Origin of the sequence: Nocardioides kongjuensis, assembly GCF_013409625.1 — a bacterium.
GTDB classification, from domain to species: domain Bacteria; phylum Actinomycetota; class Actinomycetes; order Propionibacteriales; family Nocardioidaceae; genus Nocardioides; species Nocardioides kongjuensis.
The window spans coordinates 1,380,710-1,396,735 of the sequence record NZ_JACCBF010000001.1; the positions used below are offsets into that span (position 1 = coordinate 1,380,710).

The window sequence follows — 16,026 nt, forward strand, 5'->3', positions numbered from 1 at the left end:
TGATGGCTGAGCGCACACTGCGCGGTGCCCGACTGGGAGGCCAGTCCTTCGAGGACGAGCGGGGTATCGAGTTCGCAGCCCGGCAGCAGGTCGGCTACAAGTGTCCGCAGGGACACGAGTTCGAGATCACGATGTCCATCGAGGCCGAGGTCCCCGCGATCTGGGAGTGCCCGCGGTGCGGCCTGGAGGCCGAGTCGACCGCCGGCATCGAGCGCGAGGTGAAGGCCGAGAAGCCCCAGCGCACGCACTGGGACATGCTGCTCGAGCGCCGCTCCGAGAAGGAGCTCGAGGAGATCCTCACCGAGCGCCTGGAGCTTCTGCGCGGCGGCGAGATCGGTCCCGCCCACCTGCACCGCGCCAACGCCCGCAAGAAGAAGCCGGCGAAGGCCTGATCAACGACCGCTCACCGAGCGGTCACTGCTCGTCGACGACCTCGCCCCGGACCACTGTCGGTCCGGGGCGAGTGGCGTCTCCGGGTCCGTAGGCCGCCGTCGTGCGCCGCACGACCTGACGGCCGGCGTACGACACCAGCAGACCGCGGAAGAGCGGGCGGGTGACGGGCAGGATCAGCAGGATGCCGAGGACGTCGGTCACGAAGCCGGGGCTGAGCATGAAGGCACCGCCGAGCACCACGAGCGCGCCGTCGGCGAGCTCCCTGTGTGGCAGTCGTCCGGTCTCGACCCGCTCGCGCAGCGCCTGCCAGGCCTTGCGTCCCTCGCGCTTGATCAGCCAGGCGCCGAGGATGCTGTCGAGGACGAGGAGCAGGATCGTCCACCAGGGTCCGATCACCTGGCCGACCTTGATGAGCACGACGATCTCGAGGATCGGCATCACCACGAAGGCGAGGAACAGCAGCACCGCTGCCCGCCGGCTCCTCCTGCTCATCCCTGACCACCTCTCATCGCGTCTGCTGCAGCTCCCGGGGCGAGGTGACCTGCGCGTGGCCCTTCACGGCGTGCCAGCGCTGCCGCAGGCCCCACCAGGTGATCCGCTTGAGCGACTCCAGGGCGACCTGGCCGCTCATCTTCGACTCGCCGCGGACCCGCTCGACGAACTCGATCGGGACCTCGCGCACCGTCAGCCCCGCCTGCAGGGTCCGGGTGACCAGGTCGGTCTGGAAGACGTAGCCGGTCGAGCGGACCTCGTCGAGGCGGATCCGCTCCAGGGTGGAGCGACGGAACAGCCGGTAGCCGGCGGTCGCGTCACGGACCCCGATCCCGAGGAGCACCCGCACGTAGAGGTTGCCGCCGCGCGAGAGCAGCTCACGCTGCCAGGGCCAGTTGACGACCGAGCCGCCGGGCACCCAGCGCGAGCCGATCACGAGGTCCGCGTCGCGCAGGCCCACGAGCAGTCGCTGGAGCTGCTCGGGCTGGTGCGAGCCGTCGGCGTCCATCTCGCCGATGACGTCGTAGCCCGCCTCGAGGGCCCAGGCGAAGCCGGCGAGGTACGCCGCTCCGAGACCGGCCTTCTCCGTGCGGTGCAGGACGTGGACCTGCGGGTCGGCCCGGGCGATGCCGTCGGCGATCGCACCGGTGCCGTCGGGCGAGCCGTCGTCGACGACGAGCACGTCGACCTGCGGCTGGGCGATGCGGACGCGCTCGACGATCCAGGCGATGTTGCTGGCCTCGTTGTAGGTCGGGATGACCATCACCGTGCGGCCCAGCGTGGAGTGCTGCTCAGACAACAGGTGCCTCACTCGGGGTCGGGGAGAGCGCAGGCGGCTCCTCCTCCGGAGCCTGCTGCGCGGGGTCATCGAACTCTCGCCGTCGACGGTACGCCACGGCACCTGACACGAGAGCGCCGAGCGTCATCAGGGTGAACATCCGGGTCGGCCAGGCGCCCAGCCGCATCGCCGGCGTCAGGGCGGTGCTCAGCCCGACCTTCTCCACGAGCACGGACGTCGTCCGCGGCTGCGCCGAGGCGACCACGCTGCCGTCCGGTGCGATCACGCCGCTCTGGCCGTTCGTCGAGGCCACCGCCAGCCAGCGACCCGCCTCGATGGCACGCAGCCGGGTGATCGCGAACTGCTGCTCGATCTGGTGGGTGAAGATGAAGCTGGCGTTGCTGGTCTGCACGGTCAGCAGCTCGGCCCCGTCACGCACCTGCGGCGGCATCACGTCGTCGTAGGCGACGTCGAAGCAGATCGCATCGCCCACCCGGACCCCGGCGATCCGCAGCGGCTGGGTGCGGGTGCCGCTCTTCATGTCGCGCGAGATGAGGGCGAGCTGGCCGAACTTCGGGTTCCAGATGTCGCGGAAGGGGATGTACTCGCCGTACGGCACCGGGTGGTGCTTCGTGTAGCGGTCCCCCGGTCCGGTCTGCGGGTCCCACACGATGCCCTGGTTGAGCACGTACCTGCGTCCACCGTCGACGATCCCGCCGACGACGACCGGGACCTGGGCCGCGTCGACCGCCTCCTGGATCCCGGCGTTGACCCGACCCGGCTCGAACGGGTCGACGGCGGTCGAGTTCTCCGGCCAGAGCACGAAGTCGGGCTGTGCCACCCGGCCGGCAGCGGCATCGGCGGCGAGCTCCACCGTGGCGTCGACGTGGTTGCGGGTGACCTGCTCGTGGTCCCACAAGATGTCGTTGCCCGGACCGGGCACGTCACCCTGGACGACGGCCACGGTGGTCGAGCCGGTCTCCGGGACGTCGTACGGCAGCACGGCGGGAGTCACCAGGACCGCGAGCACGCCGACGGCGACCGCAGCCCAGACCCGACGCTGCTCCCGGGCCAGGGCCGCCTCCGCGAACCGGGCGAGGCAGAAGCCGGACAGGGCGAGCAGGAAGGACAGCCCGGTCATGCCGACGTACGCGACGGCGGGGGCGGCGGGCGTGTCGATCGCCGCGAACGCGAGCCGGCCCCAGGGCATCCCGCTGAACGGCCAGCCGCTGCGCACCGTCTCCATCGTGGTCCAGGCGGCGGCCAGCCACAGCGGCCAGGCGGGCAGCCGGCGCACGAGCGGGACCGCGAGGCCGAGCAGGCCGTAGAACAGCGCCTCGACGGTGGACAGGGCGAGCCACGCGTCGGCGCCGATCGAGTCCTTCATCCAGGAGATGTGGCTGAAGTAGAAGACGACGCCGAAGACGAGGCCGACCAGACCGGATCGACGCACCGTGAGGTCGCGCGTGGCGAGCGCGTAGCAGGCGACACCGAGCGGCAGCAGCCAGGGCAGTGCGACCGGCTCGTAGGACGCGGTGAGCAGCACGCCACCCACGACGGCGAGGCCGAGAGCCGGGACGAGGGGGCGCTGCACCACGGCGAGAGCCTAGACGAGCGGCGGGCGCACGCTTGCAGGGTGTCGGAAGGACCCGAGCCACCTTCGGACCATCCCGGCTCCCGACTGGCTGCCGACGCACGCGACGTTGTCTAGGGGGACCCGGGCCCTTCCGGCTCGCTCTCGAGGTTGCGAACCGACCTCCGCGAACCGTCCCCGTGCGGAGCTGGTGCTACTCCGCCGACATACGGCCACTCGGACGTCGGTCCGCCGGCCACGACCTGCACGAGCGAACGCCTCCGTACTCTGGTGATCTGCGCCACTCCTGTCAACCGTCCCCTGACCTGCGGTGATACGCGTTCTCGCAGGTCAGCGGGGCCTCTGCGAATCGCAAGATCTCGCAAAAATCTGCCGCTTCCGCGGCGTGTCGTCCGGCGACACGCCGGTCAGTGGCCGACGGGACGGTTCTCGTAGTAGGTCGAGAGCACGATCGTGGTCCGGGTCGAGACGTTCGCCGCAGCACGGATCCGGCCGAGCAGCAGCTCGAGCTCGACCGGGCTCGTCGTACGGACCTTGAGGAGGTAGGACTCCTCCCCCGCGACCGACCAGCAGGACTCGATCTCGGGGATGTCGACCAGTCGCTCGGGACAGTCGTCGGGCTGCGAGGGGTCGATCGGGCGGATCGCGATGAAGGACGTCAGCGGCACGCCGATCTCGGCGTAGTTGACCGTCGCGCCGTACCCGAGGATCAGGCCGCGCTGCTCGAGGCGCTTGACCCGCTGGTGCACCGCGGAGGTGGAGAGGCCGGTGGCCCGACCGAGATCGGTGTAGGACATCCGGCCGTCCTTGGCCAGGAGCTCCAGGATCTGTCGGTCGGTCGCCTCGACCGCTGGATTGCTGCTCTGACTCACGGTGGTCACCCTAATAGGCTGGGCGGTGATGACTGAGCGCCTTCTACTCCTCGATACGGCCAGCCTGTACTTCCGGGCCTACTTCGGCTCCCCGGAGATCCTCGCCCCGGACGGCACCAACGTGAACGCGGTGCGCGGCCTGCTGGGCTACATCTCCCAGCTGGTCGACCAGTACCGGCCCACGCACCTCGTGTGCTGCTGGGACGACGACTGGCGTCCGCAGTGGCGCGTCGACCTGATCCCGACCTACAAGGCGCACCGGGTCGTCGAGGAGGTCACCGGTGCTGCGGTCGCCGGGCCAGGCGGGGTGGGAAGCGGCCGACGCTACGTCGAGGAGGTCCCCGACCCGCTCGAGATCCAGGTCCCGGTGATCCGCGAGGTGCTCGACGCGTTCGGCATCGCCGTCGTCGGCGCGCCCGGCTACGAGGCTGACGACGTGATCGGCACCCTGGCCACCGGCGCCGGCATGCCGGTCGACGTGGTCACCGGCGACCGCGACCTGTTCCAGCTCGTCGACGACGCCGCGTCCGTCCGGGTGCTGTACGTCGGCAAGGGCGTCGGACGTCACGAGCGGGTCGACGAGGCCTGGGTGCTCAGCAAGTACGGCGTGCGCGCGGACCAGTACGCCGACTTCGCCACCCTGCGCGGCGACGCCTCGGACGGTCTGCCCGGCGTCAAGGGCGTCGGGGAGAAGACCGCGGCCTCGATGCTGCAGAAGTACGACGACCTCGCCGGCATCCTGGCTGCCGTGGACGACCCGGCGAGCGACCTCGGGCCGGGGCCGCGCGCCAAGATCCGCGATGCTGGCGCCTACCTGGCCGTCGCTCCACGGGTGGTCGCCGTGGCCCGCGACCTCGACCTGTCCCGCGACCACCACGCGTTGCCGGCCTCACCGGCCGCCCCCGACGAGCTCGCGGCGCTCGTGGAGCGCTGGTCGCTCGCCTCGCCGGTCGAGCGCCTGACGGGGGTGCTGGCGGCTACAGCCGTGTAACGCGGAGTGCGGATCGCGAAACACCGATTTCATTCCATCTGGTAGCAACCGGAAATCAGCCCTCCCTAGGTTCATCGCCACCGGGGCACGGCGTCGTGCCCCCTGGCCCAGCACCCGCCTCCCGAGTCGGCGGGTGCGATGACCGAGAGGGTTGTCCCCTTGTTCCACTCCCGTTCCCGCCTCACCACCGGCACCGTCCTCGCCCTCACCGCCGCACTCAGCCTGAGCGCCTGCGGTGGCTCCAAGGCCGGCGACGAAGGCGCCTCCTCCACGAGCTGCGTCGACTCCTCCGGCGACACCATCAAGCTCGGTTTCCTCAACTCCACCTCCGGCGCGATGGCGATCAGCGAGCAGACCGTCCGCGACTCGCTGTCCCTCGCGGCGGAGCAGATCAACGCCTCCGGCGGCATCCTCGGCAAGAAGATCGAGCCGGTCGTCGAGGACGGAGCCAGCGACCCGGCGGTCTTCGCCGAGAAGATCGAGAAGCTGCTGACCGGGGACTGCGTCGCCGCCGTCTTCGGCGGCTGGACCTCGGCCTCGCGCAAGGCGATGCTGCCGGTCGTCGAGGCCGACCACGGACTGCTCTTCTACCCGGTGCAGTACGAGGGCCTGGAGGCCTCGAAGAACATCTACTACACGGGCGCGACGACCAACCAGCAGATCATCCCGGCCATGGACTTCCTCAAGTCCAAGGGCGTCAAGACACTCTTCCTCGCCGGGTCGGACTACGTCTTCCCGCGCACGGCGAACAAGATCATCAAGCAGTACGCCGCCGAGCTGGGCATCAAGATCGTCGGTGAGGAGTACGTCCCGCTGGACGACGACGACTGGACCACCCAGGTGGCCAAGATCGTCGCCGCCAAGCCCGACTTCGTGTTCAACACGATCAACGGCTCGTCCAACGTCGGCTTCATCAAGGCCTACTACGAGCAGGGCCTGACCGCGAAGACGACGCCGATCATCTCGGTGTCCATCGCGGAGGAGGAGGCGCCCGCGATGGGCAAGGACGTCACCGGCCAGTACGCCGCGTGGAACTACTTCGAGTCCGTCGAGAGCCCCACGAACGACGCGTTCATCAAGGCCTTCCAGGACAAGTACGGCAAGGACCGGCCGACCTCGGACCCGATGGAGGCGGCATACACCTCGCTGTACCTCTACAAGAACCTGGTCGAGAAGGCCGACTCGTTCGACGTCGACAAGATCAACGCCGCGGCCGACGGTGTCAGCTTCGACGCACCCGAGGGCACGGTCACCATCGACGGCGAGAACCACCACATCGCCAAGACCGCACTGATCGGACAGATCAACGCCGACAACCAGTTCGACGTCGTGTGGTCCTCGGAGAAGCCGATCGAGCCGGACCCGTTCCTCAAGGGCTACGCGTGGTGGGACCCGAGCGCGAAGTGACCTGACGGTCCTCGCCCCCGCTACCCCCGCTCCCCGGGGTGCCGTGCCGGCAGGCGCGGCACCCCGGGCCACTCGTCAGGAGTCCTCCGTGGACGCGTTCACCACCCCCCTGCTCGCCGGTACGGCGACCGGCGCCCTCCTGCTCATCGCCGCGCTCGGCCTGGCCCTCACCTTCGGGCAGATGGGCGTCATCAACATGGCCCACGGTGAGTTCCTCATGGCCGGCGCCTACACGACCTACCTCACCCAGCAGGTCGTGACCGACACCGACCTCTCGATCCTGCTCGCCCTGCCCGTCGCGTTCCTGGTCGCCGGCAGCCTCGGCCTGCTGCTCGAGGTCGCGATCATCCAGTGGATGTACCGGCGACCGCTCGACACCCTCCTCGTGACGGTCGGCGTGAGCCTGCTCCTCCAGCAGCTCGCCAAGGACCTCTTCGGGGCGCAGGGCGACCCGGTCCACACGCCGGGCTGGCTCGACGGCAACGTCGACGTCCTCGGCTACCACTGGCCCTACCGCCAGATGTTCACGATCGTGCTGGCCGTGGCGGCACTGGCTGCCCTCGGCGCCCTGCTGAAGTACACGTCGTACGGGCGGCGGATCCGGGCGACGGTGCAGAACCGCGACCTCGCCGAGACGATGGGGGTCTCCACCCGCACCGTCGACCGGGTCACGTTCTTCGTGGGCTCGGGGCTCGCGGGCATCGGCGGTGTCGCGGTCTCGCTCATCTCGGGCACCAACCCGAACCTCGGGACGACGTACATCATCTCCGCGTTCCTCGTGGTCGTCGCCGGCGGTCTGGGCCAGCTGAAGGGCACCGTGATCGCCGCCTTCACCGTCGGGGTCGTGACGGCCTACTTCACCGACTGGTTCAGCTCGAGCATGGCGCAGGTGCTGACGTTCGCCCTGGTCGTCGTGTTCCTCCAGCTCCGGCCGCAGGGGCTGTTCACCGTTCGCACCAGGGGGCTCGCATGAAGCAGCTGCAGACCTGGGGTCGCACCTGGGGGCCACTGCTGGGCATCGCGCTGATCGCGATCGCGCTGCTCGTCGTGGCGCCCGCCGTGCTGAGCCCGTTCCGCCTCAACAACCTCGGCAAGTACGTGTGCTGGGCGATCGCCGGGGTCGGCATCGGCCTCGCCTGGGGCCGTGGCGGGATGCTGGTCATGGGCCAGGGCGTCTTCTTCGGCCTCGGCGGCTACGCGATGGCCATGCACCTCAAGCTCGAGGCCGCGATGGCCACCGGCGGCCCGGACGCGGTGCCCGACTTCATGGTGCTCTACGGCGACGGCACCATGCCCGGCTGGTGGGAGCCGTTCCGGAGCGGCGCCTTCACCCTGACCGCCATCGTCGTGCTGCCGGCGCTCGTGGCGACCGTCCTCGGGTGGGCGATCTTCAAGCGCCGGGTCAGAGGGGCCTACTTCGCGATCCTCACCCAGGCCCTCGCGGTCGCGTTCGCCACACTGCTGGTCGCCACCATCAAGCAGACCGGCGGGTTCAACGGTCTCAACCAGTTCACCCAGTTCTTCGGCTACAACCTCTACGACCCGGCGAACAAGCGGATGATCTACTCGATCGCCGCGACGGTCCTGGTGGTCTGCCTCGTCGTGGTGTGGCAGCTGTACCGCAGCCGGTTCGGCGAGCTGCTCGTCGCGACCCGCGACGCCGAGGAGCGCGTCCGCTTCCTCGGCCACGACCCGGCCAACATCAAGCTGGTCGCCTTCGTGCTGGCAGCGGTGATGGCCAGCATCGGCGGTGCGCTGTTCGCGCCGATCACCGGCATCATCTCCCCGTCCGACGTCGACGCAACCGCATCGATCTTCCTGATCGCGGGCGTCGCCCTCGGTGGACGCGCGCTGCTGCTCGGGCCGGCACTCGGCGCGCTCGCCGTCGGGTTCGGGCGGACCGCGCTGTCCGAGTCCTTCCCCGACCAGTGGACCTACTTCCTGGGGCTGCTCTTCATCGTGGTGATCCTCTTCTTCCCGGCCGGGCTGGGCAGCGTCGGGTCCCAGGTGCGCAGTCGACTGCGAGCGTTGCCGTCGCCGCCCCGGCGCACCCGCACCACGCCGGCTGCACCCGCGGACGAGCTGGAGGTGGTCCGGTGAACGACGACTACCTCGAGGTCCGCGGAGTGTGCGTCGACTTCGACGGGTTCCGCGCGATCGACGACGTCGACCTGACCCTGCTCCAGGGCCGGCTGCACTTCCTGATCGGGCCGAACGGCGCGGGCAAGACCACGCTGGTCGACGCGGTGACCGGACTGGTGCCCGCGAGTGGCCTGATCCGCTACCGCAACCAGGACCTGCTGCGCACCAAGCCGCACCGGATCGTGCGCTCCGGCATCGGACGCACCTTCCAGACGGCCACCGTGTTCGAGGGCCTCTCCGTCCTGCAGAACCTCGACATCGCCGGCGGCATCCACCGCCGGGCCTGGCGGATGGGCCTGGCTCGCCGGGGAACGCCGTCGTACGTCGAGGAGGCGCTCGAGACGATCGGGCTCACCGACCTGCGGGAGCGGCCCGCAGGAGTGCTGGCCCACGGGCAGAAGCAGTGGCTGGAGATCGGCATGCTGCTCGTGCAGGACGCCCGCGTGATGCTGCTCGACGAGCCCGTTGCCGGGATGAGCGCCGAGGAGCGCGAGCAGACGGGCGACCTGCTCCGGCGGATCGGCAGCGAGCGGACCATCGTGGTCATCGAGCACGACATGGAGTTCGTGCGCAGCTATGCGGACGTCGTGACCGTGATGCACGCCGGCAAGGTCCTCGCCGAGGGCACCGTCGCCGAGATCCAGGCCGACCCGAGGGTCCAGGAGGTCTACCTGGGCCGTACTGCCGAGGAGGCGGACCATGCTTGAGCTGCGCGACGTGACGGCCGGCTACGGCCGGACCCGGGTCCTGGAGGGCGTCTCGCTCCACGTGCCCGAGGGCGGCGCCGTGGCCGTGATGGGGCACAACGGGGCCGGCAAGACCACCCTGCTGCGCGTCGCCGTCGGCCTGCTGCCGGTGATGCGGGGCCAGGTCCTCCTCGACGGCGAGGACGTCACCCGGCTGCGCCCCAACAAGCGGGTCGCCCGCGGCCTCGGCTACGTGCCGCAGGGCCAGCTGTCGTTCCCCCACATGACCACCCTGGAGAACCTCCAGCTGGTCTCCACGCAACTCTCCGCCATCGACGGGGTGCTCGACACCTTCCCGGCACTGCGTGACCTGCTCGGGCGCCGCGCCGGCCTGCTGTCCGGCGGCCAGCGCCAGCAGCTGGCCATCGCCCGGACGCTGCTGACGAACCCACGGATGCTGATCCTCGACGAGCCCACGGAGGGCATCCAGCCCAACGTCGTCGCGGAGATCGAGGGCGTCATCGCGGCGCTCACGGCTCGCGGCGACCTGTCCGTCCTGCTGGTCGAGCAGCACGTCGGCTTCGCGCTGCGCAGCACCGACGCCTACTACGTGCTGGAGTCCGGCCGCGTCACCTCGAGCGGCGCGGGGGGCCCCGGAGCCCTGGACGCGGTCCGTACGGCGATGGCGGTCTGAGCGCCATGCACCTGACACCCTCCGACACGGAGAAGCTGCTGCTGAGCGTGGCCGGCATGATCGCCCGGGACCGGCTGGCCCGCGGGGTCCGGCTCAACTATCCGGAGGCCGTCGCGCTGCTCTCCTGCTGGGTCATCGAGGAGGCGCGCGCCGGCGGCACCGTCGTCGACCTGATGGAGCGCGGCCGGGGCGTGCTGGCTCGCGAGCAGGTGATGGCCGGCGTCCCCGAGATGCTGGTCGACGTCCAGGTCGAGGCCACGTTCGACGACGGGCGCAAGCTCGTCACCCTCCACCACCCGATCGCGTGAGGAGCCAGGACCCATGGGCATCGTGAGCGACGGTCCGGGCGCGACCCGGACCGCTCCCGGAACGGTCGTGCTGAACGGGGACCGGTCCCCCGACGAGCGCGGCGTGATCGTGGTGACGAACACCGGCGACCGGCCCGTGCAGATCGGGTCGCACATCCACCTCCCCGACGCCAACGCGGCGCTCGACCTCGACCGCGCCGCCGCGCACGGCTTCCGGCTGGACATCCCCTCCGGGACGTCGCGCCGCTTCGAGCCCGGCGCGTCGCAGGAGGTCGGGATCGTCGCCCTGCGCGGTGCTCGCGTCGTGCCGGGCATCCAGGTCCGCACGGACGGAGGCGCGCTCGATGGTTGAGATCAGCCGCGCGGCGTACGCCGCCCTCTACGGCCCCACCGTCGGCGACCAGGTCCGCCTGGGCGACACGGACCTGTGGATCGAGGTCGAGCAGGACTGGGTGATCGGCGGCGAGGAGGCCGTCTTCGGCGGCGGCAAGTCGATCCGCGAGTCCATGGCACAGTCGACCCGCACCTGCGCGCAAGGCGCGCTCGACACCGTCATCACCAACGCGGTCGTGCTGGACCACTGGGGCGTGGTCCGCGCCGACGTCGGGATCCGCGCCGGCCGGATCGTCGCGCTCGGCCGGTCGGGCAACCCCGACATCGCGGACGGCGTCCACCCGGACCTGGTCATCGGCCCGGGCACGGACGTGATCGCCGGCGAGGGCAAGATCCTCACCGCCGGCGCGATCGACGTGCACGTCCACCTGCTCTCGCGCTCGCAGCTGGTCGAGGCCCTCGCCACCGGCATCACGACGATCGCCGGTGGCGGCACCGGACCCTCGGAGGGCTCGAAGGCGACCACGGTCACGCCGGGCGCCTGGCACCTCACCACCGTCCACCGGGCGCTCGACCCGGTGCCGCTCAACGTGCTCCTGTTCGGCAAGGGCAACACGGTCAGCGCGGGCGGCCTGGCCGAGCAGGCGCTCGCAGGCGCCGCGGGATACAAGGTCCACGAGGACTGGGGTTCGACCCCCGCGGCGATCGACGCCTCGCTCCGCGCAGCCGACGAGTTCGGGCTGCAGGTCGCCCTCCACTCCGACAGCCTCAACGAGGCGGGCTACGTCGAGTCCACCATCGGCGCGATCGCCGGTCGCGGCATCCACGCCTTCCACGCGGAGGGCGCGGGCGGCGGCCACGCGCCCGACATCCTCACGGTCGCCTCGCTCCCGCACGTCGTCCCCGGCTCGACCAACCCGACCCTGCCGCACACGGTCAACACCGTCGCCGAGCACCTGGACATGCTCATGGTCTGCCACCACCTCAACCCGCAGGTGCCCGAGGACCTCGCCTTCGCCGAGTCCCGGATCCGGGCCACGACCATCGCCGCCGAGGACCTGCTCCACGACATCGGCGCGCTGTCGATCACGTCCTCGGACGCGCAGGCGATGGGGCGCATCGGCGAGGTGATCTGCCGGACCTGGCAGGTCGCGCACGTGATGAAGGCCAGGTACGGCGCCCACGGCGACCTCGCCGAGGGGCCGGCCGACAACGCACGGGCACGACGCTACGTCGCCAAGTACACGATCAACCCCGCGGTCGCGCACGGCATCGACCACGAGGTCGGCTCGGTCGAGGTCGGCAAGCTCGCCGACCTGGTGCTGTGGGATCCGCGGTTCTTCGGGATCCGTCCGCAAGTGGTGCTGAAGTCCGGAGCGCTCGTGTGGGGAGCGCTCGGGGACCCCAACGCGTCGATCCCGACACCGCAGCCGGTGCTGATGCGTCCGACCCTGGTGGACGACGGCAGTGCGCACGCCGTCACCTTCGTGTCCCCGGCAGCCCTCGCCGACGGCCTCGCTGATCGGCTCGGCCTGCGCCGCCGGCTGGCGGCCGTGCGACCGACCCGCGCGGTGAGCAAGGCCGACATGGTCAACAACACGGCGCTGCCACGCATCGAGATCGATCCCGAGACGTTCCAGATCGACGTCGACGGCGAGCGGGTCGTCCCGGCACCGGCGACCGAGCTGCCACTGGCACGGCTCTACTCGATGTTCTGAGGCACCGCCATGACCCATCCCGAGCTGGTCCTCCTGCTGCTCGCCGACGCGCGCCTGCCCGTCGGCGGGCACACGCAGTCCGGCACCCTCGAAGGCGCCCTGGCACACGGGCTGAGCGCCGCCGACGTCCCCGGCTACCTCCGCACCCGCCTGCTGAGCAGCACCCGGGTCGAGGCGGGCACCGCCGTCGTGGCCCGTGCCACCGTCGAGCGGCACGGCTCCCTCGACCAGGTGGAGCGGGCATGGGCCGCCCGCACCGTGTCGCCGGCGCTGCGCGAGGCGTCCCGGGTGCAGGGTCACGCGTTGCTGCGACTGGTGCGCCGGACCTGGCCGGACCTGGCGCGCCCGCTGGACGACCTCCCGCGTCCGAGCCGCTCGACGGTCCTCGGTGCCCTCTGCGCCGGCCTCGGCCTGGGCGCGGCCTCGGTCGCCCGCCTGGTCGCCTACGACGACGTGCAGACGGTCTGCGCCGCCGCGCTCAAGCTGATGCCCCTCGACCCGGTCACGGTGGCCGGGTGGGCCGCCGAGTCGCTCACCGGCATCGCCGACCTGGAGGCCGCGGTGTCGTGGGCGGAGCTGCCCACCGACATCCCGGCCTGCTCGGCCCCCCAGATCGAGGCGTGGGCACAGGCCCATGCCGCCAGCACCAGGAGGTTGTTCCGTGCCTGACCACACCCATCCCCACCCAGCGTCGCCGCCTGCGCGACCCCTGCGCCTCGGCGTGTGTGGTCCGGTCGGCACCGGCAAGAGCTCCCTGATCGCGCTGCTGTGCCGGGAGCTGTCCGAGCGCCTGGAGCTCGCGGTCGTCACCAACGACATCTACACCGACGAGGACGCCCGCTTCCTGCGCTCCGCCGGCGTGCTGGCCCCGGAGCGGATCCGCGCGGTCGAGACCGGCGCCTGCCCGCACACCGCGATCCGGGACGACATCAGCGCGAACCTCACGACCGTCGAGGAGCTCGAGGACGCCTTCCCGGGCCTGGACCTGGTGCTGCTCGAGTCCGGCGGCGACAACCTCACCGCGACCTTCTCCCCCGCCCTCGTCGACGCCCAGGTGTTCGTCCTCGACGTCGCCGGCGGCGGCGACGTCGCACGCAAGGGCGGTCCCGGCATCGAGCGCGCCGACCTGCTGATCGTGAACAAGACCGACCTGGCGCCGCACGTCGGCGTGGACGTGCCCCGGATGCTGGCCGACGCCACCGCGGCCCGCGGCGAACGGCCCGTCATCGGGCTCTCCCGCACCGACCGGTCCAGCATCGACGCACTCGTGGCGTGGGTCGAGGAGGTCCGCCGCAGCCAGACAGCAGGGAACCTGGTGCCGGTCGACCCCGGCCCGATGGCGCGGCACGTGCATGCTCACGAGCACTGAGCGCACCGCCCGGACCCGGATCCGCGTGTCCCCCGCGGACACCGGCCGGTGCCTGGTGCGCAGCACGGTCACCCTCTCCGACCCGACCGCGTCCTCGCTGCGGCCGGTGCTCGTCGACCACGACCTCACCGGCGCGCGGATCTCGCTCGTGCCCGAGGGCGCCCTGCTGCTGGCCGGGGACAGGGTGGAGGTCGACATCGCGGTGGACGCGGGTGCCCGGCTCGACGTGGTGGAGCCGGGGGGCACCGTCGCGTTCGACATGCGCGGTGGCCGGGCCCGCTGGGACGTGCGGATCACCCTGGGCCGAGGTGCCGTGCTGACCTGGGCCGGCGAGCCGTTCGTCGTCGCCGCCGGCGCCGCGGTCCAGCGGTCGACGCAGGCCCGGATCCGCGACGGGGCGGTGCTCGCGCTGCGGGAGTCGCTCGTCCTGGGCCGCCACGGCGAGGAGCCGGGCCGGGTCCACCAGACCACGGAGGTGCTCTCCGCGAGCGGCCCGGTCCTGGTCGAGGACCTCACCATCGACGCACTCACCGCTCGCGCGCTCCTGGGTGGCCACCGGGTGATGTCGTCGGTGCTCCTGGTCGGTGCGCCGCCGCCCGAGCACGCCGAGCACCGCTACGACCTCGAGGGTGGGGCCGTGCTGTGGCGCCGGCTCGGGGTCCAGGCCCACGAGGCGGACCTGGGACCTGTGTGGCAGGCCGCCCGACGCGCTGCCGGTGGCGTCTAGTGCACGCGCGCGATCTGCTGCTCGACGCGGAAGCCGAGGCCGTCGGCGACCGCGACGTACACGTCCTGGTCCAGCAGGTTCCCGTCGAGCCGCATCAGGCCGCGCGGGCTGGAGTAGAAGTGGCCGTCGGGCAGCGCCGCGGCCGCCGCCACGCTCAGGGAGCCGCAGACCTCCCCGACCCGGGCGAGGAAGGTGATCGCCTCGTAGCAGGACTCCCCGACCGCGTTGAGCGCGGGCGCCCACCGGCCCCAGCGGGCGTAGTAGTCGCGCGCCAGTGCCGAGCTCTCGGCGGTGCCCATGCCGTCGAAGTACGCCGCCGCGGCGTACATCCCCTCGCTGGCAGCCAGTCCACCGGCGAGCAGGGTGTTCTCCTCGACCGCGGGGCTCAGCCGCGGGAGCGTCGCCGTCAGGCCGGAGCGGGCGAACTGCCGGTTGAAGTGCACGGCGTCCTGGCCCATCAGGAGCATGATCACGCCGTCGACCGGCTGGCGCGTGAGGCCGTCGATCACCGTCGCGAAGTCGGTGGTGCCGAGCGGCACGTAGGTCTCGCTCACGACCTCGGACGGGGTGTCCTCGAGTGCCAGGCGGGCCGTCGTGCCGGTCACCCGTGGGAACACGTAGTCGTTCCCGAGGATCGCCCAGCGGCCCACACCGAGCTCCTCGCGCATCCAGTGCGCCGCCGGCAGCAGCTGGTTGATCGGCCGCTCCCCGATCAGGAACACTCCGGGCGTCGGGTCGCCGCCCTCGTGCATGGCGCCGAACGCGTACACGACACGACCGCCGACCCGTCGGGTGATCGCCTGCCGCACCGCCGACGTGTGCCAGCCCGCGACCGCCTCCACCCGTCCGCCGTCGACCAGGCGACCGACCTCCGCGGCCACGACCTCGGGCTCCCGGCCCCCGTCGACCACCACCAGCTCGACCTGACGGCCGGTGATCCCGGCGCCGGCGTTCAGCTGCTCGACCGCGAGCTCGCCGCACGCCAGGCAGGAGGGGCCGTAGATGCCCGTCGGTCCCTGGAGCGGTACGACGAAGGCCACGCTCAGCCGGTCGTCATGGCGCAGGAGGGGCACGGATGAATAGGTTAGAAGCGGAATGGCCGGGTGCCCCCGGTGTTCACACGCGTTCACACGAACGTCACAAACCGGGCAAGGAGGCCGCGGTGAGCCAGCAGCGGCAGGGCAGCCTGGCCGTGCGGGTGCGGCAGGTCGAGGCCGGCCTGCGCCGGGTGCTCCAGCCCATCCTCGACGAGCAGGGCCTGGCGATGGACCACTGGCGGATCATCGCGGTGATCGGCGACGAGCCCGGGCTCACCATGAGCGAGATCGCGACGGCTGCGGTCGTCCCGGCTGCCAGCCTGACCCGGCACGTCGACCGGCTGGTCGCCCAGGGCATCGTCGTGCGCCGGATCGACCCCGACGACCGCCGCCGCGCCGTGGCCGCCCTGTCACCTCACGGTGCGGCGTACGCCGACCGGTTGCGTGCCGCTGAGCGCTCCGTCGCGCCCGGCGCGCTCGGCTGA

19 protein-coding genes are annotated in these 16,026 nt (G+C 71.5%); 14 read left to right on the top strand and 5 right to left on the bottom strand.

The annotated features are described in order from the left end of the window. The first annotated feature begins 2 nt into the window (after positions 1 to 2). Entirely contained in the window at positions 3 to 392 is a 390-nt protein-coding gene (locus tag BJ958_RS06590; RefSeq protein WP_179726105.1) for an RNA polymerase-binding protein RbpA, read from the top strand. Positions 393 to 414: 22 nt separating this feature from the next. On the opposite strand, the gene BJ958_RS06595 is transcribed toward BJ958_RS06590, so the two are convergent. The 4 genes from BJ958_RS06595 to BJ958_RS06610 form a co-directional block, all read right to left on the bottom strand. After that, positions 415 to 885 (bottom strand): FxsA family protein, encoded by a 471-nt coding sequence (locus BJ958_RS06595; RefSeq protein WP_179726106.1) that lies wholly within the window; start codon positions 883 to 885, stop codon positions 415 to 417. A gap of 13 nt (positions 886 to 898) precedes the next feature. Next, on the bottom strand, positions 899 to 1,648 hold the full coding sequence (locus BJ958_RS06600) for a polyprenol monophosphomannose synthase (protein ID WP_246319309.1): 750 nt from the start codon (positions 1,646 to 1,648) through the stop codon (positions 899 to 901). 28 nt (positions 1,649 to 1,676) lie between these two features. After that, positions 1,677 to 3,260, bottom strand: coding sequence for an apolipoprotein N-acyltransferase (gene lnt / locus BJ958_RS06605; RefSeq protein WP_179726108.1), 1,584 nt, complete (start codon positions 3,258 to 3,260; stop codon positions 1,677 to 1,679). Between the two features lie 404 nt (positions 3,261 to 3,664). Further along, positions 3,665 to 4,138 (bottom strand): Lrp/AsnC family transcriptional regulator, encoded by a 474-nt coding sequence (locus BJ958_RS06610; protein ID WP_425489751.1) that lies wholly within the window; start codon positions 4,136 to 4,138, stop codon positions 3,665 to 3,667. Positions 4,139 to 4,157: 19 nt separating this feature from the next. Between BJ958_RS06610 and BJ958_RS06615 the strand changes: the two genes are divergently transcribed. The 12 genes from BJ958_RS06615 to BJ958_RS06670 all read left to right on the top strand — a co-directional run bounded on the left by BJ958_RS06615 (position 4,158) and on the right by BJ958_RS06670 (position 14,504). After that, positions 4,158 to 5,120 carry a 5'-3' exonuclease gene (locus BJ958_RS06615; RefSeq protein WP_179726109.1) on the top strand — a complete coding sequence of 321 codons (963 nt, stop codon included), beginning with the start codon at positions 4,158 to 4,160 and terminating at the stop codon, positions 5,118 to 5,120. 159 nt (positions 5,121 to 5,279) lie between these two features. Further along, positions 5,280 to 6,527: an urea ABC transporter substrate-binding protein gene (gene urtA / locus BJ958_RS06620; protein ID WP_246319015.1), complete on the top strand. Its 1,248-nt coding sequence runs from the start codon at positions 5,280 to 5,282 to the stop codon at positions 6,525 to 6,527. 88 nt (positions 6,528 to 6,615) lie between these two features. Further along, entirely contained in the window at positions 6,616 to 7,500 is an 885-nt protein-coding gene (urtB, locus tag BJ958_RS06625; protein WP_179726111.1) for an urea ABC transporter permease subunit UrtB, read from the top strand. Then, positions 7,497 to 8,627, top strand: coding sequence for an urea ABC transporter permease subunit UrtC (urtC, locus tag BJ958_RS06630; RefSeq protein WP_179726112.1), 1,131 nt, complete (start codon positions 7,497 to 7,499; stop codon positions 8,625 to 8,627). The genes urtB and urtC overlap by 4 nt, the downstream gene beginning before the upstream one ends. Then, positions 8,624 to 9,376, top strand: a complete 753-nt coding sequence (gene urtD, locus BJ958_RS06635) for an urea ABC transporter ATP-binding protein UrtD (RefSeq protein WP_179726113.1) — start codon at positions 8,624 to 8,626, stop codon at positions 9,374 to 9,376. Before urtC ends, urtD begins: the two co-directional genes overlap by 4 nt. After that, positions 9,369 to 10,049 carry an ATP-binding cassette domain-containing protein gene (locus BJ958_RS06640; RefSeq protein ID WP_179726114.1) on the top strand — a complete coding sequence of 227 codons (681 nt, stop codon included), beginning with the start codon at positions 9,369 to 9,371 and terminating at the stop codon, positions 10,047 to 10,049. Before urtD ends, BJ958_RS06640 begins: the two co-directional genes overlap by 8 nt. 5 nt (positions 10,050 to 10,054) lie before the next feature. Further along, positions 10,055 to 10,357 (top strand): urease subunit gamma, encoded by a 303-nt coding sequence (locus tag BJ958_RS06645; RefSeq protein WP_179726115.1) that lies wholly within the window; start codon positions 10,055 to 10,057, stop codon positions 10,355 to 10,357. A gap of 13 nt (positions 10,358 to 10,370) precedes the next feature. Then, the gene (ureB, locus tag BJ958_RS06650) at positions 10,371 to 10,709 is read left to right on the top strand and encodes an urease subunit beta (RefSeq protein ID WP_179726116.1); all 339 of its coding nucleotides are present in this window, start codon (positions 10,371 to 10,373) and stop codon (positions 10,707 to 10,709) included. Then, positions 10,702 to 12,408: an urease subunit alpha gene (locus BJ958_RS06655; protein WP_179726117.1), complete on the top strand. Its 1,707-nt coding sequence runs from the start codon at positions 10,702 to 10,704 to the stop codon at positions 12,406 to 12,408. Before ureB ends, BJ958_RS06655 begins: the two co-directional genes overlap by 8 nt. Before the next feature lie 9 nt (positions 12,409 to 12,417). Next, on the top strand, positions 12,418 to 13,077 hold the full coding sequence (locus BJ958_RS06660) for an urease accessory protein UreF (protein WP_179726118.1): 660 nt from the start codon (positions 12,418 to 12,420) through the stop codon (positions 13,075 to 13,077). Then, complete coding sequence (gene ureG / locus BJ958_RS06665; protein ID WP_273517468.1) at positions 13,070 to 13,777, top strand: urease accessory protein UreG; 708 nt, start codon at positions 13,070 to 13,072, stop codon at positions 13,775 to 13,777. The genes BJ958_RS06660 and ureG overlap by 8 nt, the downstream gene beginning before the upstream one ends. Further along, on the top strand, positions 13,761 to 14,504 hold the full coding sequence (locus tag BJ958_RS06670; RefSeq protein ID WP_179726120.1) for an urease accessory protein UreD: 744 nt from the start codon (positions 13,761 to 13,763) through the stop codon (positions 14,502 to 14,504). Before ureG ends, BJ958_RS06670 begins: the two co-directional genes overlap by 17 nt. Here BJ958_RS06670 and BJ958_RS06675 read toward each other — a convergent pair. Beyond that, positions 14,501 to 15,577 carry an ABC transporter substrate-binding protein gene (locus BJ958_RS06675; RefSeq protein WP_179726121.1) on the bottom strand — a complete coding sequence of 359 codons (1,077 nt, stop codon included), beginning with the start codon at positions 15,575 to 15,577 and terminating at the stop codon, positions 14,501 to 14,503. The genes BJ958_RS06670 and BJ958_RS06675 overlap by 4 nt on opposite strands. Before the next feature lie 89 nt (positions 15,578 to 15,666). Here BJ958_RS06675 and BJ958_RS27675 point away from each other — a divergent pair, with 89 nt between their 5' ends. Next, the gene (locus tag BJ958_RS27675) at positions 15,667 to 16,026 is read left to right on the top strand and encodes a MarR family transcriptional regulator (RefSeq protein WP_179726122.1); all 360 of its coding nucleotides are present in this window, start codon (positions 15,667 to 15,669) and stop codon (positions 16,024 to 16,026) included.

What these genes read in the sequence shown, in the direction of transcription:
- BJ958_RS06590 (WP_179726105.1), top strand. Translation starts at nt 3, where the DNA reads ATGGCTGAGCGCACACTGCGCGGTGCCCGACTGGGAGGCCAGTCCTTC.
- BJ958_RS06595 (WP_179726106.1), bottom strand. Translation starts at nt 885, where the DNA reads ATGAGCAGGAGGAGCCGGCGGGCAGCGGTGCTGCTGTTCCTCGCCTTC.
- BJ958_RS06600 (WP_246319309.1), bottom strand. Translation starts at nt 1,648, where the DNA reads ATGGTCATCCCGACCTACAACGAGGCCAGCAACATCGCCTGGATCGTC.
- BJ958_RS06615 (WP_179726109.1), top strand. Translation starts at nt 4,158, where the DNA reads ATGACTGAGCGCCTTCTACTCCTCGATACGGCCAGCCTGTACTTCCGG.
- urtC (WP_179726112.1), top strand. Translation starts at nt 7,497, where the DNA reads ATGAAGCAGCTGCAGACCTGGGGTCGCACCTGGGGGCCACTGCTGGGC.
- BJ958_RS06640 (WP_179726114.1), top strand. Translation starts at nt 9,369, where the DNA reads ATGCTTGAGCTGCGCGACGTGACGGCCGGCTACGGCCGGACCCGGGTC.
- BJ958_RS06645 (WP_179726115.1), top strand. Translation starts at nt 10,055, where the DNA reads ATGCACCTGACACCCTCCGACACGGAGAAGCTGCTGCTGAGCGTGGCC.
- ureB (WP_179726116.1), top strand. Translation starts at nt 10,371, where the DNA reads ATGGGCATCGTGAGCGACGGTCCGGGCGCGACCCGGACCGCTCCCGGA.
- BJ958_RS06655 (WP_179726117.1), top strand. Translation starts at nt 10,702, where the DNA reads ATGGTTGAGATCAGCCGCGCGGCGTACGCCGCCCTCTACGGCCCCACC.
- BJ958_RS06660 (WP_179726118.1), top strand. Translation starts at nt 12,418, where the DNA reads ATGACCCATCCCGAGCTGGTCCTCCTGCTGCTCGCCGACGCGCGCCTG.
- BJ958_RS06670 (WP_179726120.1), top strand. Translation starts at nt 13,761, where the DNA reads ATGCTCACGAGCACTGAGCGCACCGCCCGGACCCGGATCCGCGTGTCC.